The 22,538-nt window shown below is 64.0% G+C and carries 19 protein-coding genes; 10 read left to right on the top strand and 9 right to left on the bottom strand.

The window, feature by feature from the left end; translation table 11 throughout:
* Nucleotides 1–76: 76 nt before the first annotated feature.
* Complete coding sequence (gene fumC / locus J9885_RS02670) at nt 77–1,480, top strand: class II fumarate hydratase (protein WP_210548005.1); 1,404 nt, start codon at nt 77–79, stop codon at nt 1,478–1,480.
* Nucleotides 1,481–1,542: 62 nt separating this feature from the next.
* Here the strand turns inward: fumC and J9885_RS02665 are convergent, their stop codons facing one another.
* Complete coding sequence (locus J9885_RS02665) at nt 1,543–1,980, bottom strand: VOC family protein (protein WP_043758420.1); 438 nt, start codon at nt 1,978–1,980, stop codon at nt 1,543–1,545.
* Between the two features lie 105 nt (nt 1,981–2,085).
* On the bottom strand, nt 2,086–3,408 hold the full coding sequence (locus tag J9885_RS02660; RefSeq protein ID WP_210548004.1) for an MFS transporter: 1,323 nt from the start codon (nt 3,406–3,408) through the stop codon (nt 2,086–2,088).
* Nucleotides 3,409–3,766: 358 nt separating this feature from the next.
* On the opposite strand from J9885_RS02660, the gene putA reads away from it, so the two are divergent.
* Entirely contained in the window at nt 3,767–7,717 is a 3,951-nt protein-coding gene (gene putA, locus J9885_RS02655) for a trifunctional transcriptional regulator/proline dehydrogenase/L-glutamate gamma-semialdehyde dehydrogenase (RefSeq protein WP_210548003.1), read from the top strand.
* A gap of 152 nt (nt 7,718–7,869) precedes the next feature.
* On the opposite strand, the gene alr is transcribed toward putA, so the two are convergent.
* On the bottom strand, nt 7,870–8,943 hold the full coding sequence (gene alr / locus J9885_RS02650) for an alanine racemase (RefSeq protein ID WP_210548002.1): 1,074 nt from the start codon (nt 8,941–8,943) through the stop codon (nt 7,870–7,872).
* Nucleotides 8,944–9,141: 198 nt separating this feature from the next.
* Nucleotides 9,142–10,536 carry a replicative DNA helicase gene (gene dnaB, locus J9885_RS02645; RefSeq protein WP_039040054.1) on the bottom strand — a complete coding sequence of 465 codons (1,395 nt, stop codon included), beginning with the start codon at nt 10,534–10,536 and terminating at the stop codon, nt 9,142–9,144.
* Nucleotides 10,537–10,961: 425 nt separating this feature from the next.
* Here dnaB and J9885_RS02640 point away from each other — a divergent pair, with 425 nt between their 5' ends.
* Nucleotides 10,962–11,816 carry a Tim44-like domain-containing protein gene (locus J9885_RS02640; RefSeq protein ID WP_043758408.1) on the top strand — a complete coding sequence of 285 codons (855 nt, stop codon included), beginning with the start codon at nt 10,962–10,964 and terminating at the stop codon, nt 11,814–11,816.
* A 330-nt stretch (nt 11,817–12,146) separates the two neighbouring features.
* Here J9885_RS02640 and ushA read toward each other — a convergent pair whose 3' ends face one another.
* Nucleotides 12,147–13,877: a bifunctional UDP-sugar hydrolase/5'-nucleotidase UshA gene (ushA, locus tag J9885_RS02635; protein WP_210548001.1), complete on the bottom strand. Its 1,731-nt coding sequence runs from the start codon at nt 13,875–13,877 to the stop codon at nt 12,147–12,149.
* 248 nt (nt 13,878–14,125) lie between these two features.
* Here ushA and J9885_RS02630 point away from each other — a divergent pair, with 248 nt between their 5' ends.
* From J9885_RS02630 to J9885_RS02620, 3 genes are all read left to right on the top strand, one after another.
* Nucleotides 14,126–14,464, top strand: coding sequence for a DUF2956 domain-containing protein (locus J9885_RS02630; RefSeq protein ID WP_210548000.1), 339 nt, complete (start codon nt 14,126–14,128; stop codon nt 14,462–14,464).
* A gap of 117 nt (nt 14,465–14,581) precedes the next feature.
* On the top strand, nt 14,582–14,917 hold the full coding sequence (locus tag J9885_RS02625) for a hypothetical protein (RefSeq protein ID WP_043758401.1): 336 nt from the start codon (nt 14,582–14,584) through the stop codon (nt 14,915–14,917).
* Between the two features lie 108 nt (nt 14,918–15,025).
* Nucleotides 15,026–15,892 (top strand): tetratricopeptide repeat protein, encoded by an 867-nt coding sequence (locus J9885_RS02620; RefSeq protein WP_210547999.1) that lies wholly within the window; start codon nt 15,026–15,028, stop codon nt 15,890–15,892.
* A 90-nt stretch (nt 15,893–15,982) separates the two neighbouring features.
* Here J9885_RS02620 and J9885_RS02615 read toward each other — a convergent pair whose 3' ends face one another.
* Nucleotides 15,983–17,398, bottom strand: a complete 1,416-nt coding sequence (locus tag J9885_RS02615; protein WP_043758396.1) for a sigma-54 dependent transcriptional regulator — start codon at nt 17,396–17,398, stop codon at nt 15,983–15,985.
* A 147-nt stretch (nt 17,399–17,545) separates the two neighbouring features.
* A complete protein-coding gene (gene fkpA, locus J9885_RS02610; RefSeq protein ID WP_043758586.1) occupies nt 17,546–18,349 on the bottom strand; it encodes an FKBP-type peptidyl-prolyl cis-trans isomerase in 804 nt (267 codons plus the stop codon).
* A 119-nt stretch (nt 18,350–18,468) separates the two neighbouring features.
* Between fkpA and J9885_RS02605 the strand changes: the two genes are divergently transcribed.
* Together J9885_RS02605 and J9885_RS02600 are read left to right on the top strand one after the other, a co-directional pair.
* The gene (locus J9885_RS02605; protein ID WP_210547998.1) at nt 18,469–19,437 is read left to right on the top strand and encodes a PQQ-binding-like beta-propeller repeat protein; all 969 of its coding nucleotides are present in this window, start codon (nt 18,469–18,471) and stop codon (nt 19,435–19,437) included.
* Nucleotides 19,438–19,451: 14 nt separating this feature from the next.
* Nucleotides 19,452–19,667 (top strand): SlyX family protein, encoded by a 216-nt coding sequence (locus J9885_RS02600; protein WP_043758392.1) that lies wholly within the window; start codon nt 19,452–19,454, stop codon nt 19,665–19,667.
* Between the two features lie 60 nt (nt 19,668–19,727).
* Here the strand turns inward: J9885_RS02600 and J9885_RS02595 are convergent, their stop codons facing one another.
* Together J9885_RS02595 and J9885_RS02590 are read right to left on the bottom strand one after the other, a co-directional pair.
* On the bottom strand, nt 19,728–20,360 hold the full coding sequence (locus J9885_RS02595; RefSeq protein WP_043758389.1) for a peptidylprolyl isomerase: 633 nt from the start codon (nt 20,358–20,360) through the stop codon (nt 19,728–19,730).
* A gap of 206 nt (nt 20,361–20,566) precedes the next feature.
* Nucleotides 20,567–20,773: a YheV family putative zinc ribbon protein gene (locus J9885_RS02590; RefSeq protein ID WP_033130616.1), complete on the bottom strand. Its 207-nt coding sequence runs from the start codon at nt 20,771–20,773 to the stop codon at nt 20,567–20,569.
* Nucleotides 20,774–20,812: 39 nt separating this feature from the next.
* Here J9885_RS02590 and J9885_RS02585 point away from each other — a divergent pair, with 39 nt between their 5' ends.
* On the top strand, nt 20,813–21,499 hold the full coding sequence (locus J9885_RS02585; protein WP_210547997.1) for a hypothetical protein: 687 nt from the start codon (nt 20,813–20,815) through the stop codon (nt 21,497–21,499).
* Between the two features lie 139 nt (nt 21,500–21,638).
* A complete protein-coding gene (locus J9885_RS02580; protein ID WP_210547996.1) occupies nt 21,639–22,538 on the top strand; it encodes a chemotaxis protein CheV in 900 nt (299 codons plus the stop codon).

The following is a 22,538-nucleotide window of genomic DNA, read 5'->3' as shown; positions in this document are numbered from 1 at the left end:
TGATATGTGCAAGCTGGCCCCGCCCGCCGTTTGAGTTCATGCTGGGGATCACCACCCCAACGGCAGGAGAAACGCGATGAACATCAGGATGGAGAGGGACAGCCTGGGGGAGATAGCCGTCCCGGCGGACAGGCTGTGGGGGGCCCAGACCCAGCGCTCCCTGCACCACTTCAACATCTCGGGGGAGCGCCAGCCCATGGAGATCATCCATGCCCTGGCCCGCATCAAGTCCGCCTGTGCCAGGGTCAACCACGCCCTGGGGCTGCTGCCCGCCCGCAAGGCCCAGGCCATCATGGCCGCCGCCGACGAGATCCTGCGCGGCCTGCACGACGCTGAATTCCCCCTGATGGTCTGGCAGACCGGCTCCGGCACCCAGACCAACATGAACCTCAACGAGGTGCTGGCCAACCGGGCCAGCGAACTGCTCGGCGGCCCCCGCGGGGAGGCGCGTCTGGTGCACCCCAACGACGAGGTGAACCGGAGTCAGTCCAGCAACGATGTCTTCCCGAGCGCCATGAACCTGGCGGCCGTCACCGCCATCACGGGCCACCTGCAGCCGGCCCTCGCCGCCCTGAAGCAGACCCTGGCCGGCAAGGCCGCCGCCTTCGACCACATCGTCAAGATTGGCCGCACCCACCTGCAGGACGCCACCCCCCTCACCCTGGGGCAGGAGATCTCCGGCTGGGTCGCCCAGCTGGAGCAGGGGGAGCGCCACCTGCACGCCGCCCTGCCCCATCTGTGCGAGCTGGCGCTCGGCGGCACCGCTGTCGGCACCGGCCTCAACTGCCCTCCGGGCTTTGCCGAGGCGGTGGCCAGGACCCTGGCGGAGCAGACGGGACTCACGCTCGTCAGCGCCCCCAACAAGTTCGAGGCCCTGGCGGCGAGCGATGCCCAGGTCTTCGCCCACGGCGCCCTCAAGACGCTGGCGGCCTCCCTCATGAAGATCGCCAACGACGTGCGCTGGCTGGCGAGCGGCCCCCGCAGCGGGCTCGGCGAGCTCATCATCCCGGAGAACGAGCCCGGTTCCTCCATCATGCCGGGCAAGGTCAACCCGACCCAGTGCGAGGCGCTCACCATGCTCTGCGCCCAGGTGATGGGCAACGACGTGGCCATCAATGTCGGCGGCGCCAGCGGCAACTTCGAGCTGAACGTGTTCCGGCCCATGATCGCCTACAACTTCCTGCAGAGCGTGCGGCTGCTGGCAGACGGCATGCAAAGCTTCCACGATCACTGCGCCGTCGGCATCGCCCCGAACCAGGCCAGGATCGACGATCTGCTGGCCCGCTCCCTGATGCTGGTCACGGCGCTCAACCCCCACATCGGCTACGACAAGGCCGCCGAGATCGCCAAGCTGGCGCACCGCCAGGGGCTCAGCCTGAAGGAGGCGGCCATCGCCTCCGGCCACCTCAGCGCGGAGCAGTTCGATGCCTGGGTGATCCCCGCCGACATGGTGGGTCGCGGCGAACAAGGAGGCGCCTGACCCGTAAAAAAGCAGGGGCGCCGTGGCGCCCCTGCTTCTCCTTCCGTGCTTGCAGTCTGTTCTCACGTCTTGCTCTGGCAGTTGAACATCCAGTGGGTACCGAACTTGTCCACCAGGGATCCGAAGTAGTCGCCCCAGAACATCTCCTGCAGCGCCATCTCCACCTTGCCCCCCTCGGCCAGGGCCGCGAACAGGCGATCCGTCTCGGCCCGGCTGTCCGGCTCCAGGTTGAGGTAGCTGTTGTTGCCCTGCACCAGGGTGAACCCCATGCTGGCGGGCGCATCCGTGCCCATCAGCACGTGACCGCCGAGGATGGGCAGCGCCACGTGCATCACCAGCTCCCCGTCCTCCTCGGACAGAGGCGGCTGGCCCGGGCAACCGGGGGACTCCTTGAACCTGTGGATGGGGCCGTCAAACTCCCCGCCGAACACAGTGCGGTAGAAGAGGAAGGCGGCCTCAGTCTCCCGGGCAAAATTGAGATAGGTACTCACACGCGCCATGGGTTTCTCCTTGTCACCAGTCGCTGGCCCCGCTGGCCAGCTAACAGCATAGAAGAGGCCAGCCCCCCCGCTCCGCCCAGACGGGGGGTCGCCCGGAGGCCTGGCTTACCCGGCCTCCACTTCCCCGGCGGGCAGCTCGGCGTCCCGCCCCCTGCCGATGGCCAGTATGGCCGCCAGGGAGATGCCGACGGTCACCAGCATGTAGAGGGCGACCGGCTGCCAGTCCCCCTGATAGCGGCTCAGCAGCCAGGTGGCAATGAGGGGCGCCGTGCCGCCGGCCAGGGCGGCCCCCAGCTGGTAGCCCAGGGTGATGCCGGTGTAGCGCACCCGGGTGGCGAAGATCTCCGAGGAGAGGGTGCCCAGTACGGCGGTGATCGGAGCCCAGAGCACGCCGAAGCCGATCACGGTCGCCAGGGTGATGCCCCAGTCGGCGCGGGTGTCGAGCAGCATGAAGTAGGGGACGATGAAGAGCGCCAGCCCCAGGATGCCGCCGATGTAGACCGCCTTGCGCCCCACCCTGTCCGACAGCGCCCCCATCAGGGGGATCATGCCGGTCGCCACCAGGGCCCCCAGCATGACCGCATGGAGCGCTACCCCCTTCTCATAGGCCAGGGAGTTGACCGCGTAGCTCACCACGAAGGTGGAGAAGATGTAGAAGGGGGCCGTCTCCACCACCTTGAGGCCGGCGGCGATCAACACCTCCCGCCAGTGGTGGCGCAGAGTCTCCTGCAGCGGCATCTTGGCCACATTGCCGCTGGCCTTGGCCTGCTTGAACTCGGGGGTCTCGTCCAGCCCGTGCCGGATCCAGAGGCCGAGGAACACCAGGCCCGCGCTCAACAGGAAGGGCACCCGCCAGCCCCAGGAGAGGAATTGCGCCTCCGGCAGCATGGCCATCAGGCTCACCGCCAGGGTCGCCAGCAGCATGCCGATGGTGACGCCCACCTGGGGCACGCTGCCAAACAGCCCCTTGCGCCTGGGTGGCGCATACTCATAGGCCAGCAGCAGGGCTCCGCCCCACTCGCCGCCGATGCCCATGCCCTGCACCACCCGCAGGGAGATGAGCAAGATGGGGGCCCATATGCCGATCTGCTCATAGGTCGGCAGGCAGCCGATCAACACGGTGGCGCCCCCCATCAGGGAGAGGGTGATCACCAGCGTCTTCTTGCGGCCGATGCGATCGCCGATGTGGGCGAACAGCACGCCGCCGATGGGCCGGATGAAGAAGGTGAGGGAGAAGGAGAGGTAGGAGAGCATCAAGCCGACCACGGGGTCGAAGTTCGGGAAGAACAGCTTGTTGAACACCAGGGCCGCGGCCGTGCCGTAGAGGAAGTAGTCGAACCATTCGATGGAGCTGCCGGTCAGGCTGGCGATCAGCGCCCGTTTTCGGGTCGCAGCCGTCTGTGGCTGCACCAGGGGTGTAGTCATCATTGTCTTCATTCCTTGAAGGTTGTTGTCAGCTAGTGGTGGGGCACCACATCCATGCTTCGGTTGCACCCACGCGGCACATCTTAGACAGCGGCAAAAAAAAGATGCAACCGAGATCCATCTACAGGTTGCACCATTAACAACATTCACAATATAAATTGTTAACAAACTGATCCAGCAGCAAAAATCACTACCGGGGCAGTTTTTTCCACCAGCACTGCCCTGGCACGGCTTCAACTCAAACGAAACCATGTAGCGCAACCATTAAAAATTCTTGCTTGAAGGTTGCACCTAGTTGCACCATTATCGTCAAAATTTAACCGTCCGGTAATATTGTTACCTTCTAGACACAGGAAGTCCCATGGCTACCACCACCCTTGGCGTTAAACTCGACGAAGCGACCCGCGACCGGCTCAAGCAGGCCGCCCAGACCCTGGATCGCACCCCCCACTGGCTGATCAAGCAGGCGATCTTCACCTATCTGGAGCAACTGGAGCGCGGTCTGACCCCGCCCGAGCACTCCGGACTGGCCGCCGCCGCCGGGGAAGAGGCCGTCGAGACCCTGACCGAGCAGGGCATCCAGGTCTTCCTCGAGTTTGCCGAGAGCATCCTGCCCCAGTCCGTCCTGCGGGCCGCCATCACAGGGGCCTATCGCCGCCCCGAGACCGAGGCCGTCCCCATGCTGCTGGAGCAGGCGCGCCTGCCCAAGGACAAGGCCGACGCCACCCAGAAACTCGCCATGAGCATCGCCGAGAAACTGCGCAACCAGAAGAGCGCCAGCGGCCGCCAGGGCCTGGTGCAGGGGCTGCTGCAGGAGTTTTCCCTCTCCTCCCAGGAAGGGGTGGCCCTGATGTGCCTGGCGGAGGCGCTGCTGCGCATCCCCGACAAGGCGACCCGCGACGCCCTCATCCGCGACAAGATCAGCGGCGGCAACTGGAGCCAGCACCTGGGCCAGAGCACCTCGCTGTTCGTCAACGCCGCCTCCTGGGGCCTGCTCATCACCGGCAAGCTGGTGGCCACCCACAACGAGGCGGGCCTCAACAGCTCCCTCAAGGGTCTGATCGGCAAGGGCGGTGAGCCGCTCATCCGCAAGGGCGTGGACATGGCGATGCGCCTGATGGGCGAGCAGTTCGTCACCGGCGAGACCATCGCCGAGGCGCTGGCGAACGCAGGCTCCATGGAGACCAAGGGCTTCCGCTACTCCTACGACATGCTGGGGGAAGCGGCCCTGACCGAAGAGGATGCCAAGCGCTACCTCGCCTCCTACGAGCAGGCCATCCACGCCATCGGCAAGGCCTCCCACGGTCGCGGCATCTACGAGGGGCCGGGCATCTCCATCAAGCTCTCCGCCCTGCATCCGCGCTACAGCCGCGCCCAGTACGATCGCGTCATGGAAGAGCTCTACCCCACCCTGCTCGGTCTGACCCAGCTCGCTAGGCAGTATGACATCGGCATCAACATCGACGCCGAGGAAGCCGATCGCCTGGAGATCTCCCTGGATCTGCTGGAGAAGCTCTGCTTCGACCCCAGCCTCGCCGACTGGAACGGTATCGGCTTCGTCATCCAGGCCTACCAGAAGCGCTGCCCCTATGTGATCGACTACGTCATCGATCTCGCCAAGCGCAGCCGTCACCGCCTGATGATCCGCCTGGTGAAGGGCGCCTACTGGGACAGCGAGATCAAGCGCGCCCAGCAGGAAGGGCTGGAAGGCTATCCGGTCTACACCCGCAAGCCCTACACGGATGTCTCCTATCTCGCCTGCGCCCGCAAGCTGCTGGCGGTGCCTGAGGCCATCTATCCCCAGTTCGCCACCCACAACGCCCACTCCCTGTCGGCCATCTATCAGCTGGCAGGCCAGAACTACTACCCGGGCCAGTACGAGTTCCAGTGCCTGCACGGCATGGGTGAACCCCTGTACGAACAGGTGGTCGGCAAGGTAGCGGACGGCAAGCTGGGTCGCCCCTGCCGCATCTATGCCCCCGTCGGCAGCCATGAGACCCTGCTCGCCTACCTGGTACGCCGCCTGCTGGAGAACGGAGCCAACACCTCCTTCGTCAACCGCATCGCGGACAACAACATCTCCCTCTCGGATCTGGTGCAGGATCCGGTGCAGCAGATCGAACAGATGGCCGCTCGCGAAGGCAGCCTGGGCCTGCCGCACCCGCGCATCCCCCTGCCCCGGGATCTCTACGGCGAGGCCCGCCCGAACTCCGCCGGCCTGGATCTCGCGAACGAGCATCGTCTGGGATCGCTCTCCGCCGCCCTGCTCGCCAGCACCAACACCGCCTACCAGGCCCTGCCCATGCTGGGCTGCGAACTCGACGCCCCAGGTGCCTTCCAGCCCGTGATCAACCCGGCGGATCACCGCGACATCGTCGGTCAGGTGAGCGAAGCCTCCGTCGAGATGGTGGATCAGGCCCTCGCCTGCGCCCTGGCGAGCGGCCAGATCTGGCAGGCCACCCAGCCTGCCGAACGGGCCGCCGTGCTGGAGCGTGCCGCCGATCTGATGGAATCCGAGCTGCAGCCCCTGATGGGCCTGCTGGTGCGCGAGTCCGGCAAGACCTTCGCCAACGCCATCGCCGAGGTGCGCGAGGCGGTGGACTTCCTGCGCTACTACGCCGCCCAGGCCCGCGATCACTTCGCGAACGACACCCACCGGCCGCTCGGCCCCGTGGTCTGCATCAGCCCCTGGAACTTCCCGCTGGCCATCTTCACCGGCCAGGTCTGTGCAGCCCTGGCCGCCGGCAACACAGTGCTCGCGAAACCGGCCGAGCAGACCCCTCTCGTCGCCGCCCAGGCGGTGCGCATCCTGCGCGAAGCCGGCGTGCCCGAGGGCGCGGTGCAACTGCTGCCGGGCCGCGGTGAAACCGTGGGTGCGGCCCTGATTGGTGACGAGCGGATCCGCGGCGTCATGTTCACCGGCTCCACCGAGGTGGCGGGCATCATCTCCCGCAACCTGGCCGGTCGCCTCGACGCCCAGGGACGCACCATTCCGCTGATCGCCGAGACCGGCGGCCAGAACGCCATGATCGTCGACTCTTCCGCCTTGACCGAACAGGTGGTGATGGACGTCATCTCCTCGGCGTTCGACAGCGCCGGTCAGCGCTGCTCCGCCCTGCGGGTGCTGTGCGTGCAGGACGACGTGGCGGAGCGGGTGATCCGGATGCTCAAGGGCGCCATGGCCGAGTACAAGGTCGGCAGCCCCGAGCACCTCGCCACCGACATCGGCCCCGTCATCGACGCCGAGGCCAAAGCCAACATCGAGCGCCACATCAAGGCGATGGGCGACAAGGGCCGCAAGGTGCACCAGATCGCCCGCGCCCAGGGGGATGCCTGCAGCCGCGGCACCTTCGTGCTGCCGACCCTGATCGAGCTGGACAGCCTGGACGAGCTGGGTCGCGAGGTGTTCGGTCCCGTGCTGCACCTGGTTCGCTACCCGCGCGCCAAGCTCGGCGAGTTGCTCGAGCAGATCAACGGCAGCGGCTACGGCCTGACCCTGGGGGTACACACCCGCATCGACGAGACCATCGCCCAGGTGGTGAACGTGGCCAAGGTCGGCAACCTCTACGTCAACCGCAATATCGTGGGCGCCGTGGTCGGGGTGCAACCCTTCGGCGGCGAAGGCCTCTCCGGCACCGGTCCCAAGGCGGGCGGCCCGCTCTACATGTACCGCCTGCTGGGCGCCCGTCCCCAGGACGCGGTGGCCAACCAGCTGCGCCAGGAGTCCGGCGCCACGGCGCAAGCAGAAGCGAAGGCGCCCCTCGCGGCTCTGCGCAACTGGGCGAGCAAGCAGGATCCGGCCCTCGCCGCCCTGTGCGATCGTTACGCCGCGCTCTCCCAGAGCGGCCGTACCCAGCTGCTGGCCGGCCCCACCGGCGAGCGCAACAGCTACAGCCTGCTGCCCCGTGAGACGGTGCTGTGCCTGGCACAGGAGAAGGCAGATCTGCTGGCCCAGCTGGCCGCCGCGCTGGCAGTGGGCAGCCGGGTGCTGTGGCAGGATGATGCCCAGACCCGCACCCTGCTCTCCTCCCTGCCGACCGAGGTGCGGGATCGCATCGCACTGGTGGCAGACTGGGCTACGGGCGAGGCTGACTTCGATGCCCTGCTGCACCACGGCGACTCCGATCAGCTGCGGGAGGTGAGCAAGCTCGCCGCCGCCCGTCAGGCGGCCCGGGGCGGCGCCATCATAGGCGTGCACGGCCTGCACCGCGGCGAGACCGATATCCCGCTGGAGCGTCTGCTCATCGAGCACGCCCTCTCGGTCAACACCGCCGCCGCCGGTGGCAACGCCAGCCTGATGACCATAGGCTAAGCGCCACGCAGTGACAGAACCCCAAGCCCCGCCAATGCGGGGCTTGTTCTTTCTGCCATGGAGCAAGCGGCATAAAAAAGGCCGCCCTTATCGGGGCGGCCTTTTTGTTCTCCCCTTGCGGGAGAAGGGTCGGAGATGAGGGGGCGACTCGCCTACACATACTCCATAAAGACGCGGGAGGTGAGCTTGGTGATGAGCTCGTAGGGGATGGTGCCAATCTGGTCTGCCACCTGCTCCACCGGCAGCCCCTCGCCCCAGAGCACCGCCTCGTCGCCCGCCTTGTCGGTGGCGCCTGGGCCGAGATCCACCGTGGTCATGTCCATGGAGACGCGGCCCACCAGCGGCACTATGCGGCCGTTGACCAGCACAGGTGTGCCGTTGGGGGCCATGCGCGGATAGCCGTCGCCGTAACCGATGGCAATGACCCCGAGCCGGGTATCGCGATCCGACACCCAGTTGGCACCATAACCCACCGGCTCGCCCGCCTTGTGCTCCCGCACCGCGATGAGCTGGGTCTTGAGGGTCATCACCGGCTGCAGATCGTAATCCGCCGCCACCGTATTGGGGAAAGGGGACACGCCGTAGAGGATGACGCCGGGGCGGATCCAGTCGCAGTGGGCATCCGGCCACGCCAGGATGCCTGCCGAGTTCGCCATGGCGCGCTCACCCAACAGCGGCGCGGTGAGCCGGCTGAAGAGGTCGATCTGCTCGCGGGTGGCGGGCTGGTCCAGCTCGTCGGAGCGGCTGAAGTGGGTCATGACGTTGAACGGCTGCACCACGTTCTTGCACTTGCCGAGGCGCTCGATAAAGGCGGGCATCTCCTCGGCCCGTACCCCGAGGCGGTGCATGCCGGTGTCGAGCTTGAGCCAGGCCACCACGGGAGCGGGCAAGTCCGCCTGCTCCAGCGCCTCGAGCTGCTCCCAGGTGTGCACCGCGGTCTGCAGGTTGTTGGCCGCCAGCACCGGCAGGTCGGCAGCGCTGAAGAAACCCTCCAGCAGGACGATGGGTTTGACCACGGCGCAGGAGCGCAGCATCAGCGCCTCCTCGATGCGGGCCACCGCGTAGGCGTCCGCATCCACCAGGGTGCGGGCGACCGGCAGCAGGCCGTGGCCGTAGGCGTTGGCCTTGACCACGGCAATGATCTTGCATTGGGGGGCGTGGCGCTTGACCACGGCGAGGTTGTGGCGCAGGGCCGCTGTATTGATCTGGGCGATAGCCGCTTTCATCTGTTTTCCCTTACGAGGGCATGATATTCAGGCACCGGGTGGTGTCAGCCCTCAAATCTCATCGTCTTGGGCCGGACCGGCAGAATTGTCGAACCGGGAAAACTGTGTATGGAGGCGGGGTCGGCCTTCTTGCGAGCGCCCTCCCCGTCAGGATCGCAATAGTGACACCTGAGCTGGCGTCACCCTGCGGATTGTTCATCAGTAATCATCGTCAAACGCAGGACCGGCGTAGTTGTCAAACCGCGAGAACTGCCCCTGGAAGGTAAGCCGCACTCTTCCTATCGGGCCGTTACGCTGCTTGCCGATGATGATCTCGGCGATCCCCTTGTCGGGGCTGTCGTCGTGATAGACCTCGTCGCGGTAGATGAACATGATCAAGTCCGCATCCTGCTCGATGGAGCCGGATTCCCGCAGATCCGAGTTGACCGGGCGCTTGTCGGCCCGCTGCTCCAGGCTTCGGTTCAGCTGGGAGAGCGCCACCACGGGGCACTGCAGCTCTTTCGCCAGCGCCTTGAGAGAGCGGGAGATTTCACCGATCTCCAGGGTCCGGTTGTCAGACAGTGCCGGCACCCGCATCAGCTGCAGGTAGTCCACCATGATCATGCTGATGCCGCCGTTGTCCCGCGCCACCCGGCGCGCGCGCGAGCGCACTTCGGTCGGGGTCAGGCCGGAGGAGTCGTCGATATACATCTTCCCCTTCTCGAGCAACAGCCCCATGGTGGAGGAGAGCCGCGCCCAGTCCTCGTCATCGAGCTGGCCGGTCCGCACCTTGGTCTGGTCGATGCGCCCCACGGAAGCGAGCATACGCATGATGATCTGCTCCGAGGGCATCTCGAGGGAGAAGATGAGCACCGGCTTGTCGGCGGTGAGGGCCGCGTGCTCGCACAGGTTCATGGCAAAGGTGGTCTTGCCCATGGAGGGACGGGCCGCGACGATAACCAGATCCGAGCGCTGCAGACCGGCGGTCATCTTGTCCAGATCGTTGTAACCCGAGGAGACCCCGGTCACCCCGTTGTGGGGGGTCTTGAACAGCTCCTCAATCTTGTCGACGGTCTGCTCGAGGATGAGCTTCAAGGGCTGGGGCCCTTCGTTGGCGCTGGTGCGCTGCTCGGCGATCTGGAATACCTTGCTCTCGGCCAAGTCCAGCAGATCGTTGGAGGTACGCCCCTGGGGCTCGTAGCCCGCTTCGACTATCTCGTTGGCGACCGAGATCATCTCCCGCACCACCGCCCGCTCACGCACAATCTCGGCGTAGGCGCTGATGTTGGCGGCACTCGGGGTGTTCTTGGCGATCTCCACCAGATAGGCGAAGCCACCGGCCTCTTCGAGCTGCTCGGAGCGTTCCAGCTCTTCCTGCAGGGTGATGAGGTCGATGGGGTTGCCCGCGTTGGAGAGGCGGGTCATGGCCTGGAAGATCAGACGGTGCGGACGGCTGTAGAAATCCTTGTCGATCACCCGTTCGGCGACCCGATCCCAGGCCTCGTTGTCCAGCATCAGGCCGCCCAGTACGGACTGTTCGGCCTCAAAAGAGTGGGGAGGGACTTTCAGCTGTTGTGTCTTGGCGTCTTTTTTCGCCGTCACTTGCTCTGCCATACACATAAAAACCGCAGCGGGAAGGGGACGGGAATTTTACAAAAGAAACCCCGTCATCGCGAGCGCTAATACGCGCCATTCACCTCATCCGGTGACAAGCCCGGACGCAGGTGCGGGTCTGTTGATGGGTCTCTCGGCTCCTCCTGCCGTTCAGAGGACGAGGAAGGGCCAGACCAGGGTCTGGTCTTTCTGTTTGGCTCTCTGCTTGTTGCGCAGCCTGCGCACAGAGCGGCTCGGTCGTCTGTTTTTCATCGCTGCCTCCACTGCCTGTTCAGGGTTCAATCCGTTCATGAATAATTCATGCCAGACATGTTTACCTTAGGCGCAAGCTGCAACACAAAAAGGGACTGGCAGCCTGCCATGCGCCTCGCTGAGCTTGCACAAGCAGAGCATGCCCCCACCTACATGAGAGTGAAAGAGTCAAAATGAAAAAGATGCTGACCCTGTTTGCCGTGATCCTGGCCATTGGCCTTGGGGCACCCATCGCCGAGGCCAAGAAACTTGGTGGCGGCAAATCCTTTGGCAAGAGCTACAAGACGGCGCCAGCCCAGCCGGCTCCGACTGCGGCTCCCGTGAATGGCAAGAACCCGACCCTGGCCGCGGCGCCCAAGAAGAGCGGCATGATGGGTGGCCTGCTGGGTGGCCTGCTGGCCGGCGGCCTGTTCGCCTACCTGCTGGGCAGCGGCGCCTTCGAAGGCATGCAAGGAATGGACTTCCTGCTGATCGCCCTGCTGGCACTGGGTGCCGTCTTCCTGATCCGCGCCCTGCGCAAGAACAAGGCGGCGGCGACCCAGCCACAGGCCGCCTATGCGGGATACCAGCCGCCTGCGGCCGCCCCGCAGCAGTTCGAGCAGAGCCACAGCGCCCCGCAGGCCACCGGCTTTGCCGACAGCGACGTGCCCTTCCGCCTGCCCCCGGGCTTTGACATGAACGGCTTCCTGTCCGGTGCCCGCGATCACTACCGCACCCTGCAAGAGGCCTGGAACAAGAACGATCTGGAGAAGATCCGCGAGTACGTGAGCCCGGAACTGTTCGACAGCCTCAAGGCCGAGCGCGCCGAGCTGACTGGCGACCAGCACACCGAGGTGATGTACGTGGACACCCAGCTGGTGCGCGCCGACTACGGCAGCGACTGGGCCCAGGTGAGCGTGCGCTTCAGCGGCCGCTACATGGATCGCCAGGAGCAGGTCGAGGAGGACATCAAGGAGGTGTGGCACCTCGAGCGCAACCTGGCCAAGGACAATGCCCCCTGGCACATCGTCGGCATCGAGCAGCTCTAAGCGCTTCCCGACCCATCTCATCAAGGCGACCTCAGGGTCGCCTTTTTATTGCTCCGCTTATTGCTCCACACCCCTGGTGTCATCCACGTCCTCACAGCGGCAGCCTCAACCCTGCCCATGACGCTTGGCTTGATCAAGGGAAAATCGCCTTGCGACCGTCTGGGCATCAAGTCCGTGAAGAGAGGAGGATGGCCCGGGAGCCTGGCCCTGAAGAGGCTTGAGTGCGGGTGTGGGTGGGTAACAAATAGCGAGGGAGGCATGGCGCCTCCCTCCTTCTATGACTGCCTTTGACTGGCGCGCCCCCCGCAAGGGACGATGATACCAAGGGGATCAGTTGCCTATCGCATCCTGACCGCAGTTGTTGGTATTGGCCGGGTTCAGGCTGTTGTTGATGAAGGTCACTTCGCCGGCAGGCTGGTAGTCGGCCGCATGGATGGTCTGCTTGGACTCCAGATACTCCTTCAGCACGCCCGCATCGACCAGACCGGCGTTGATGGTGTTGATGACGGGATACTTGTCCCCGCCAGCCGCACTGAAGCTCGGAATGGCAAAGCTGTAGGTGGCGCTGGCATCGAAGGCCTTGCCGCCGATGGCGCTGATGGAGACGCTCTTGGCACTGCAGTTGACCTCCATGCTGATGCCGCCGAACTGGGGATAACCGCCCCCGGTCAGGGTGGCGACCTGGCCGAGATAATCGACCAGCTCACTGCCCTTCATGGTGGCCTTGTTGACGGTATTGCCGAACGGATGCACGGTCAGTACGTCACGATAGGCAATATCCCCCGTCTGGATGGAGGCACGCACCCCACCCGAGTTCACGATGCCAAAGTCGGCATTCAGCTTCTCGGCGGTCGCCGTGGTAATAAGGCGTCCCAAATTGGTTTGCATATAGCGAACGTTTTTGCGTTCACCCAACAGCAGATCATCGGTAGAGGCAATTCTTACACCGAGCTCAGCCTCTCCTTTCTCCTGGAATACTTGCAAGGCGGCATTCAGCTCGGGATCCTTGATAATTTCATCCTGAATAAACTGGACATTGCCGCTGTCATCCTTGATGGCATTATTTTTGGCATCACGCTTCACCAGATTGACGGGAATAAGTTCATATCCGGTCAGGGTCAGCTTGCCATTCTGGTAGTCGAACTGGGCGCGACCCACATATTTGCCCCACTCGTGAGCCTGCATGATCCAGGTGCCGTTCTGTTGATCCGGCTGGCAATCGTCGCCGGGCTGGAAGTCGGCATAGGTGTCCGGAGTGCCCGGCTCCATGCAGACCGGATTCTGGGAGTGACCACCGATGATGGCGTCCAGGGTGCCTGCCGGCAGCGCACGGGCCATCTCCACGTCACCCGGCGCATTGCTGCCGTGCTGGCCATCTGCATAGTGGCCCATGTGGGTGATGGCGAAGACCAGGTTCGCCTCCTTGTTGCTGCGGATCTCCTGGCCGAGCTTGGCCGCTTCCGTGGTCGGATCGCGGAACTCCAGGGTCTTGACGTTGTTGGGGTCAACCAGCTGGGCGGTGTCTTCCGTGGTCAGGCCGAGGACGGCCACCTTGAGGCCGTTCTCCAGCTTGAACACCTTGTAGGGGTCGAAGTAGCGCTTGCCGCTGGCCTTGTCATAGATGTTGGCGGAGAGCATGGGGAACTGGGCCCACTCACGCTGTTTCTCCAGCACGGTCAGCGGGTTGTCGAACTCGTGGTTGCCCACCGCCATGGCATCGTAACGGATGCTGTTCATGCCGACGAAGTCGGGCTCGGCGTCCTGCAGATCGGACTCGGGGACCCCGGTGTTCACGTCGCCACCGGAGAGCACCAGCACCTCGCTGCCCGCCGCCTTGGCCTCGGCGCGCAGACGCTCGACCAGGGTCTTCTGGGCGGCCATGCCATATTCACCGTCGGTATTGTGCCAGAAACGGCCGTGGGTATCGTTGGTATGGAGGACGGTCAGCTTGCAGACATTTTCGGTACAGGGGGCGACACTTTCATTTTGCGAGGTATTACAGCCACCCAGGGCGGCGAGCACTGCCAGTGCGATACTTCCTTTGACAAATTTATAATTCATTTCCATATCACCTTGTTATTTTGTTATTGGATGACCCCTTCTTGGGTCGGCCGGTAATATAACAAACAACATGTGACGGTTTTTCATCGGCGACTCACAAATTCCGCCAAATGTGATCATTGGCGCAACCTGTTTCTTAATTCGGATAAGACTGCACCAAGGTCTCCGCGCATTTCGGCGCAAGGTGGCAGCCCGCCGGAAACAGTTATGGCATACTTCCCGCCATTCGATGCCAAGGAGCGCCTTGCATGGCCAAGTACGACAAGATTTCCCCCGAAACCCAGCAGGAGGCGATGAAGATCGCCCGCGCCAACCAGAAGCCGGGGCAGACCAAGGAGCAGACCCAGCTGATCGCCCAGGGGATCCAGAAGGGCATAGACGAATACAAGAAACAGATGAAAGCCAAGGCCCGCGAGGCGAGCCGCCAGAAGAAGATGCAGATCAAGGCGAAGCTGTCGTCCCAGGCACATCAGGAGGAAGAGCCCGAGGTCGAGGTGATCGAGATCAGCCGCCAGCACCCGCTGCCCTGGATCTTGCTGGGGCTGAGCTGGTTGGCGTTTGCCGGCCTCTGGTTCTGGTTGCGCTGATCCCGTCCTGGGCAAACCTTTGCCCTGGGATCGGCTTCACAGCCCGGGCGCGGGGTGCTGGTCATCCCGCGCCCGGCATGCGTACACTCTGCCCCCCTTGTCAGGAGACCCCTCATCATGAATCCAGCCCCGCTCTATCTGCTGGCGCCCCTTGTCCTGTTTGTCGTGACCCTGGTGCTCTATCGCATCTCGCCGCTGCGGGCGGTTGCCGCCGGTCACGCCCGCTGGTTTATCCTGCCTGCGTTCACCCTCTTCATCCTGCTCATCATCATCAATGGTGCGGCCGATCCCGGCACCCGCAGCCCGGGCTTCCACTGGTTGATGCCAGGCCTGGGCTTTGCGCTCAGCCTGTTCCCGGCCCTGCCCAAGGCGCTGGTGCCGCGTCTGGCCATCAAGGAAGGAGCCTTCGCCGCCCTCGGCCTGATGCTGATGAGCCTCGCCATGGTCTATTGACCGGCTGACATGTTGACATGACCCCAGGGGCGCTCCGTGACGGGCGCCCCTTGTGCAAATAGTGGCCTGCGGGCATCTTGGTGAGCGGATAGCCAGCAAGGAGGCCAAATGGACAATCCGCCCGATTTCATGGCGCTGTGGGACTATCAGGATCCCACCGCCAGCGCCCTGCGTTTTCAGCAGCTGCTCGCAGAGGCAGACAACCAGGATCTGCAATATGAACTGGAACTGCTCACCCAGATAGCCCGCACCCATTCGCTGCGCCGCCAGTTTGCACAGGCGCACCGCCTGCTCGACGAGATAGAACCCCGCCTCACCGAGGCGACCCCGAGAGCCCGCCTGCGCGCCCTGCTGGAGCGCGGCCGCACCTTCAACTCCGCCGGTGACAAGGCCAGTGCCAGAGCCCTGTTCGAGCAGGCCTGGCAACACGGGCTCAAGCACGAGGAGCGCTATCTGGCCATCGATGCGGCCCACATGGTGGCCATCGCCGCCCCCCTGGAAGAGCAGAGCCACTGGCACCAGCTCGCGATGGAGCTGGCCGAGCGTAGCCAGGACAAGCGGGTGCGCGGCTGGCTCGCCACCCTCTACAACAATCAGGGCTGGACCCTGTTCGAACTGGGCCGCCTCGACGAAGCCATCGTCTGCCAGCAAAAATGCCTGGCCTGGCACGAGCAGCACAACAACAGGGCCAAGGCCTTTATCGCCCGCTGGAGCCTAGCGCGCCTCTGCCGGGCCAAGGATCAGCATGAGCAGGCCATGGCGGATCTGAAGCAACTGCAGGCCGACATGAACGCGGCCAGGGCCCCCGAGGATGGCTATGTGTTCGAGGAGCTGGGGGAGAATGCGCTGGCGCTGGATGACCCGGCCGCGCCGGAATACTTCGCCCGGGCCTGGTTCCTGCTGTCGCAGGATGGCTGGCTCCGGGCCAATGAGGGGGAGCGGCTGGCCAGGCTCAAGCGGCTCGCCAAGCTCTGACACCACCCTTCCAGCAAAGCAGCGGGGCGGCCAATGGGCCGCCCCGCTCACCAGGTTATCTGTCAGGGATGACAGAAGTCATCTACAGCCTCAGACCAGACTCGCCTCTTCCCAACTCTGTTTCTTGCGATAAATGGTGGAGGGGCTTATTTCAAGCAGCGCCGCCGCCTTGGGGATGTTGCCGTCACAACTGGCGATGGCCTGCTCGATGGCCTCCTTCTCCACCTGCCAGAGCGGACGAACGAGAGGACGGGCCAGCATGGGGGTGGCCGGCGTATCCATGATCACCTCGGACACAGGGGCCGCCACCGCGGTGGTGAGCACACGGCCGCCGTTGAGCGGCGGCGGCAGTATCTCCGGGCTCACCAGCTCGCGGTCGTTGAGCACCACTATGTTGCGCACCACGTTCTGCAGCTCCCGCACGTTGCCGGGCCAGGGGTAATCGAGCAGCACCCGCACCGCATTGGCATCGAAGTCCCGGAAGTGCTTGTTCTCCTCCTTGGCATAGCGCAGCAGGAGGTCGCGCGCCAGCAGCAGTATGTCCTCGCCCCGCTCCCGCAGGGGCGGCAGGTAGAGGGGGATGACGTGCAGCCGGTAGTAGAGATCCTCGCGAAAACGCCCCGCCTTCACCTCCGCCAGGGGATCCCGGTTGGTGGCGCAGACGAAACGCACGTCCACCGTCTCCAGCTTGCCGCTGCCGACCCGCTGCAGGGTGCCGGTCTGGATGAAGCGCAGCAGCTTGCTCTGCAGGTCCAGATCCATCTCGCAGATCTCGTCGAGGAACAGGGTGCCGCCATCCGCCAGGCTGGCCGCCCCCTTGCGCTCCCCCTGGGCACCGGTAAAGGCACCCTTCACATGACCGAAGATCTCGCTCTCCATCAGATCGTGGGGAATGGCGGCGCAGTTGAGCGCGATGAAGGGCTGATCCCGGCGCGGGCTGCACTGGTGGATGGCCTCGGCACATACCTCCTTGCCGGTGCCGCTCTCGCCGGTGATGAAAACGGTCGCCTTGCTCGGCGCCGCACTCTCGATGATGCGATAGACCGCCTGCATCGCCATGGAGGCACCGATAAAGCCGGCAAACGAGCTGCGCTCGAAGTTCTCCCGATACTGGGCCACCAGGGAGCTGAGCTGCTGGTGCTTGAGGGCGTTGCGCGCCGTGGCACACAGCCGCTTGCCGTCGAACGGCTTGGTCAGGAAATCGAAGGCGCCGAGGCGCATCGCCTCCACCGCCACGTCCACCGAACCGTGGGCGGTGATCACCACCACGGAACAAGGCAATTGCTGCTCCGTGATCTGCTGCAGGATCGCCATGCCCGACATGTCGGGCAGCTCGAGATCGAGCAGCACCACGGGGGGCGGGCTGGCCAGCAGGTGCGCCAGTGCCTGCTGGCCACAATCAGCCAGCTGTACCTCATAACCATCCTGGGTCAGGTACTGCTCATAGACGACAGCCAGACTGCGGGTATCTTCCACCAGCAGAACGCGGGGTTTGCTTTCAGCCACGAGATCCATCCTTGCGCTTGATTTTGTTATCTATTCTGGGGTCTAGCCGTCACAGACTCAAGACGGACTAACGGCTTTCTCCCATCGCCCGTGTTGACCCACAAGCAAAAACGGCTCCCAGAGGAGCCGTTTTCATCGTATCGCAGCTTATTTCTTTGCGTCGTCGCCGTTGGCAGCGGGCTTCTCGATGGCCAGCAGCTCAACGTCAAATACCAGCACGGCGTTGGCCGGGATGGTGCCTGCACCGTGCTCGCCATAGGCCAGCTTGGACGGCAGGAAGAACTTGAACTTGGAACCGACCGGCATCAGTTGCACGCCTTCGGTCCAGCCCGGGATAACCTGGTTCAGCGGGAAGGTGGCCGGCTCGCCGCGATCGACGGAGCTGTCGAACTTGGTGCCGTCGATCAGGGTACCGGTGTAGTGAACCTTGACGATGTCGGTGGCCTTCGGTTTGGCGCCGTCACCCATCTTCTCGACCTGGTATTGCAGGCCGGATTCGGTGCTCTTCACGCCCTCTTTCTTGGCGTTGTCAGCCAGGAAGGTCTCGCCCTTCTTCAGGTTGTCAACTGCATCCTTGTCGGCCTTGGCCTTGGTCAGCTCGTTGATCTTGGCATCGTATTCCTGCAGAACCTTCTGGATCTCTTCGTCGGTCATGCTGGCCTTCTTGCCCAGACCGTCGGTCACCCCTTGCAGGATGACGGTGTTGTCCAGCTTGATGCCGAGTTCTTGCTGGCGCTCCAGGGTATTGGCGATATAACGACCCATGGAGAGGCCGATCGCATAGCCGGATTGCTCTTCAAAGCTCTTGGCCTCTGCCTTGGTGGCCTCTGCCGGCTTGCTGGCTTCTGCCTTCACTTCGGTGTTGGCAGCAGGTTTCTCATCTTTTTGGCAAGCAGTCAGGCCGACGGCAACTGCCGCAGCCAACAGGGACACCTTCAGAAAATTGTTCATCAGTTTCTCCAAAACGCTAAATACCGCTCTCGGTTCCTTCGTGAAATGAGAGGTTTATCGTGATAAGCGCCTTATACTAACGCCGTGATCGCGGGTAACGAAAGCATGAGACAGGAAAAATGATCAAAAGTGCCATTTATCTCATCGGTATTTGCCTGATGCTGACGGGGTGCGAACAGAGCGCCCTTCCCGGCCAGCAGATCCGCCTCGCCGAACAGGGTCTGCTGAGCGCGGATCTCGCGAGCTCCGGCAAGCAGGCCATCGTCTCCAGCCTGGGTCAGGGCACTGTGGTGTGGGATCTGGAACAGGGCAAGGAGCGCTGGCGCTGGCGCCAGAGCGACGACCAGGCGGAGTTCGTCACCCTGACCCGTTTCTCCCCCGACGACAGCCACGCCATCACCGCCACCCAGCACACCTTTGCCATCTGGCGCCTGCAGGATGGCCGCTCCCAGGGCTACTACTCCCTGCCCGAATCCAGCCTGCGCGACGCGGCCATCTCCGCCGACGGGCGCATGGTGCTGATCGGCCGGGAAGACGGCAAGGCGGAGCTGGTGGACACCCGGACCGGTCGCCGGCTGCAGTTCCTCGGCCACACCGAACAGGTCAATACGGTGGATCTCTCCGCCAACGGCCGCTACGCCCTCACCGGCGGCAACGACTACAGCGCCTACCTGTGGGATACCCGCACGGGCCAGGTGGTGTGGCGCTTCAATCACGCCGGGCGGGTGGTGATGGCCAGGCTGGATCCGGCTGGGCGTTTCGCCTTCACCGCCGACAGCCGCCAGGCCAGCATCTGGGATCTCAAAACCGGCAAGGAGCAGAGCCGGCTGCAGTTCGACCATCGCTTCGAGGTCTACACCAGTGCCCGCTTCGTCAATGACGACAAATGGCTCGTCACCGGCTCCCCTTCCCGCCAGCTCGCCCTGTGGCAGGTGAGCGACGGCAGCCAGCTGCAGAGCTGGCGCGTCTCGCCCCATCCCAAGGTGAAACCGCCGAGTGCTGTGGTCTATGGCGTGGCTTTGCGCGACAATGGCCACCTCGTCAGCGCCAGTTCAAGCGGCCTGGCCGAAACCTGGACAATCAAGTAAGGACCAAAAGGCCCATGAGTCAGTCATTAAACGATCGCCTCGAAACCCTGGAAAGCCGCCTCGCCTATGCCGAATACACGGTGGAGCAGCTCAACGACGAAGTCACCACCCAGGGCCGCGAGCTGGATCGGCTCAAGCACCAGATCCATCTGCTGGTGGAGAAGCTGCAGAGCGTGCAGCCGAGCCAGATCGCCAGCATGGCCGAAGAGACCCCGCCCCCGCACTACTGAGCGAACGGCCATGAAAAAACCCGCACCAGGCGGGTTTTTTCATCATCGGGCATGCCGTGATCAGTGCTGATGGCCCTTGCCACCGCAACCGCCACCACCGCAGCAGCCGCCGTGACCATGGTCGTCGCCGTGATCGTGAGCATGGGCGTGACCGTGACCACCACAGCAACCGCCATGGTCGTGATCGTGGTCGTGACCGTGATCATGGCCATGATCGTGACCGCAGCCACCGGCACCGTGCACATGGCCGTGGGCCAGCTCTTCGGCGGTCGCGGCACGCACGTCCTTGATCTCGACCTTGAAGCCCAGGGTCACGCCGGCCAGGGGATGGTTGCCATCCACCTTGACGAACTCTTCGGACACCTCGATGACGGTCACCGGACGGTGGCCATCGTCGGTCTCGGCCACAAAAGTATCCCCTTCAGACACTTCCATGCCATCGAACAACTCGCCGGGCACTTCCTGCACCAGGTTCTCGTCGTACTCGCCGTAGGCCTGGTTCGGCGTCAGGGTGACGTCGAAGGCCTCGCCCACGCTGCGACCTTCCAGCTCGGCTTCGAGGCCGGAGACCAGGTAACGGGTACCGTGCAGATACACCAGCGGCTCTTTGCCGACTGTGGTGTCGATGACTTCACCGTGTTCGTCGGTGACCGTGTATTCCAGCGTAACCACGCTCAGGGGAGCTACTTTCATGTCAGGGATCCTGCGGATAGAAAAAACGGCCCCAGAATACCTCAAAAAGGTGGCCAAGCATATGATCAGCCCAACCCCCTCATGCTGAAAAAGTCGGCAATCCGGAGAGACGCCTGTCCCGCACCGGACAAAAACGGCTGCGGGAGCGAGAGATGGCCCCGGCTGTCACCGGAACCTCCCCTGCCCCTTCACCGGGCCGCTCGTTCTCACTCGGGACGAAACACCCCTATGACCTGTTCAGCCTCCCGGGTCGCCTTGTCCACCTCGGCCTGGGTCTGCACCTGAGTGTCCCCGCAGTCGACGCAGGTCACCTTCTCGACTCCATGCTCCATATACAGCATCATGGTGTCCATCTTGCCGCACGCCGGGCACACCGCACCGGCAATGAAGCGTTTTTTACGCCTGGTTTCCATTTTTGTTACCTCCAGGCAGCATCATATCAGGGTTTTTACATGCATCACGCCATCGAATATCAGCATTTTTCCACTCCCACCCTCCAGGTCGGCCCCCGCAAGCGCTCTCCCATGGGCCAGCTGCTGCGCGTCACCCGGGGAGCGGCACTGCTGAGGCTGGGCGCCAATGAGCTGTTGTTGACGGAGGGGAATTACTTCTGGCTCTGTGCCGATGCCCTCGCCGCCTTCACCCCCCTGGCGGGCTGCCAGTACGATCTGCTGGCCTGCTCGGTGCGGGTGCCCCAACCGGCTCAGGCCGGCTGGCTGCAGGCAAGTCCGCTGATGGATGCGCTGCTGGAGAACCTGGCCCACTGGTCGCGGCCCAGAGAGTGGCAAGGCCCCTATGGCCAGCGGCTGCAGATCCTGGGGGACGAGTTGCAGGGTTGCACCATCACGCCGCAAGGGGATCAGCTGTTGCAAGACGCCTGGCAGGCGCTGGCGACCCGGCAACCGGGCAGTCTGGCCGCCTGGCAGGCCCTGCTGGCCGAGCGGCAACCGGATAACCTGGATGCAGAGAGCCTGCTCGCCCAGTGGCAGTTGTTGCAGGGGATTCGCCTGCTCAGAAGCGGCAGCACCCCGGCCCAGGTCGTGGCCAGGCTGGGTTACCGGGACGAGGCGGCGCTGGCCGATGCCTCCCGGCGCTGGCTGGGGCACGACCAGGACGCACAGCAGTCCGCCTCCCGATAAACGGGGCGACAAAATGATGGGAAAAGGGATCCAGTTTTACGGTGCGCCGCCGTTAATAACAGAGAAGTCATCCATGTCACCATCCTCTATGCTGAACACCAGATTGACCGTCACCGACTAGATCAACAGGACATCCGCCATGACGAGCAAGGCCAACCAATCCCAGGGCATGTTGCTGTTCCACCTCTCTGCCAGACAATCCTTCGCCATCGGCACGCTCAAGGTGAAGGAGATAGTGCCCTACACCCAGCTCACCGCCCTGCCGCAGTCTCATCCGACCGTGCTCGGAGCGGCCAGCATGCGGGGCACCACCATCCCCGTGATCGACATGGCGATGGCGGTGGGCTATCGCCCCATCACCAGGGAGGAGATGCCCAACTGCTTCATCATCATCACCGATTGCCGCCGCACCCTGGTGGGTTTCCTGGTGCGGGGCATCGACAAGATCACCGAGTGCAACTGGCGTGACATCGAGCCGCCGCCCCCCTCCCTCGGACAGAACGTGTTCGTCACCGGCGTGACCCGGGTGGGAGAGCAGCTGATCCAGCTGCTGGACGTGGAACTCATCCTGTCGCGGGTCTATCCGGACGATCCCAGCCACCTCTATCCCGTGCTGACCGATGTGCAGCGCGAGCGGCTCAAGCCGATGCGGATCCTGCTGGTGGACGACTCCTCCGTCGCCCGCCGCCAGCTGATGGCGGCGCTGGATTACATCAACATCCCCTACGAGGTCTGCACCAACGGACGGGACGCCCTGGCCCTGATGCAGGCCAACGTCGCCCAGGGCAGGCGGATCGACATCCTGGTGAGCGATATCGAGATGCCGGGGCTGGACGGGTACGAGCTGGCCTTCGAGGTACAGAGTGACCCCAGGCTGGCGGAGGCTTACATCATCCTGCACACCTCCCTCTCCAGCGAGATCAGCGTGGAGCGGGCCCATCAGGTCGGGGCCCATGAGGCCCTCACCAAGTTTGAGGCCAACGAACTGATCCAGGCGATGCTGCGCGGTGCCGAGCACCACGATCACCTGCCCGCCTGA

Origin of the sequence: Aeromonas sp. SrichE-2G (assembly GCF_017939565.1) — a bacterium.
Classification (GTDB): domain Bacteria; phylum Pseudomonadota; class Gammaproteobacteria; order Enterobacterales; family Aeromonadaceae; genus Aeromonas; species Aeromonas taiwanensis.
This window is presented reverse-complemented; position numbering and strand designations above follow the sequence as displayed.

What these genes read in the sequence shown, in the direction of transcription:
- J9885_RS02590 (WP_033130616.1), bottom strand. Translation starts at nt 20,773, where the DNA reads ATGGAAACCAGGCGTAAAAAACGCTTCATTGCCGGTGCGGTGTGCCCG.
- dnaB (WP_039040054.1), bottom strand. Translation starts at nt 10,536, where the DNA reads ATGGCAGAGCAAGTGACGGCGAAAAAAGACGCCAAGACACAACAGCTG.
- fkpA (WP_043758586.1), bottom strand. Translation starts at nt 18,349, where the DNA reads ATGAACAATTTTCTGAAGGTGTCCCTGTTGGCTGCGGCAGTTGCCGTC.
- J9885_RS02600 (WP_043758392.1), top strand. Translation starts at nt 19,452, where the DNA reads ATGAGTCAGTCATTAAACGATCGCCTCGAAACCCTGGAAAGCCGCCTC.
- fumC (WP_210548005.1), top strand. Translation starts at nt 77, where the DNA reads ATGAACATCAGGATGGAGAGGGACAGCCTGGGGGAGATAGCCGTCCCG.
- ushA (WP_210548001.1), bottom strand. Translation starts at nt 13,877, where the DNA reads ATGAATTATAAATTTGTCAAAGGAAGTATCGCACTGGCAGTGCTCGCC.
- J9885_RS02620 (WP_210547999.1), top strand. Translation starts at nt 15,026, where the DNA reads ATGGACAATCCGCCCGATTTCATGGCGCTGTGGGACTATCAGGATCCC.
- J9885_RS02605 (WP_210547998.1), top strand. Translation starts at nt 18,469, where the DNA reads ATGATCAAAAGTGCCATTTATCTCATCGGTATTTGCCTGATGCTGACG.
- J9885_RS02585 (WP_210547997.1), top strand. Translation starts at nt 20,813, where the DNA reads ATGCATCACGCCATCGAATATCAGCATTTTTCCACTCCCACCCTCCAG.
- J9885_RS02595 (WP_043758389.1), bottom strand. Translation starts at nt 20,360, where the DNA reads ATGAAAGTAGCTCCCCTGAGCGTGGTTACGCTGGAATACACGGTCACC.
- putA (WP_210548003.1), top strand. Translation starts at nt 3,767, where the DNA reads ATGGCTACCACCACCCTTGGCGTTAAACTCGACGAAGCGACCCGCGAC.
- J9885_RS02640 (WP_043758408.1), top strand. Translation starts at nt 10,962, where the DNA reads ATGAAAAAGATGCTGACCCTGTTTGCCGTGATCCTGGCCATTGGCCTT.
- J9885_RS02580 (WP_210547996.1), top strand. Translation starts at nt 21,639, where the DNA reads ATGACGAGCAAGGCCAACCAATCCCAGGGCATGTTGCTGTTCCACCTC.
- J9885_RS02660 (WP_210548004.1), bottom strand. Translation starts at nt 3,408, where the DNA reads ATGATGACTACACCCCTGGTGCAGCCACAGACGGCTGCGACCCGAAAA.
- J9885_RS02630 (WP_210548000.1), top strand. Translation starts at nt 14,126, where the DNA reads ATGGCCAAGTACGACAAGATTTCCCCCGAAACCCAGCAGGAGGCGATG.
- alr (WP_210548002.1), bottom strand. Translation starts at nt 8,943, where the DNA reads ATGAAAGCGGCTATCGCCCAGATCAATACAGCGGCCCTGCGCCACAAC.
- J9885_RS02665 (WP_043758420.1), bottom strand. Translation starts at nt 1,980, where the DNA reads ATGGCGCGTGTGAGTACCTATCTCAATTTTGCCCGGGAGACTGAGGCC.
- J9885_RS02625 (WP_043758401.1), top strand. Translation starts at nt 14,582, where the DNA reads ATGAATCCAGCCCCGCTCTATCTGCTGGCGCCCCTTGTCCTGTTTGTC.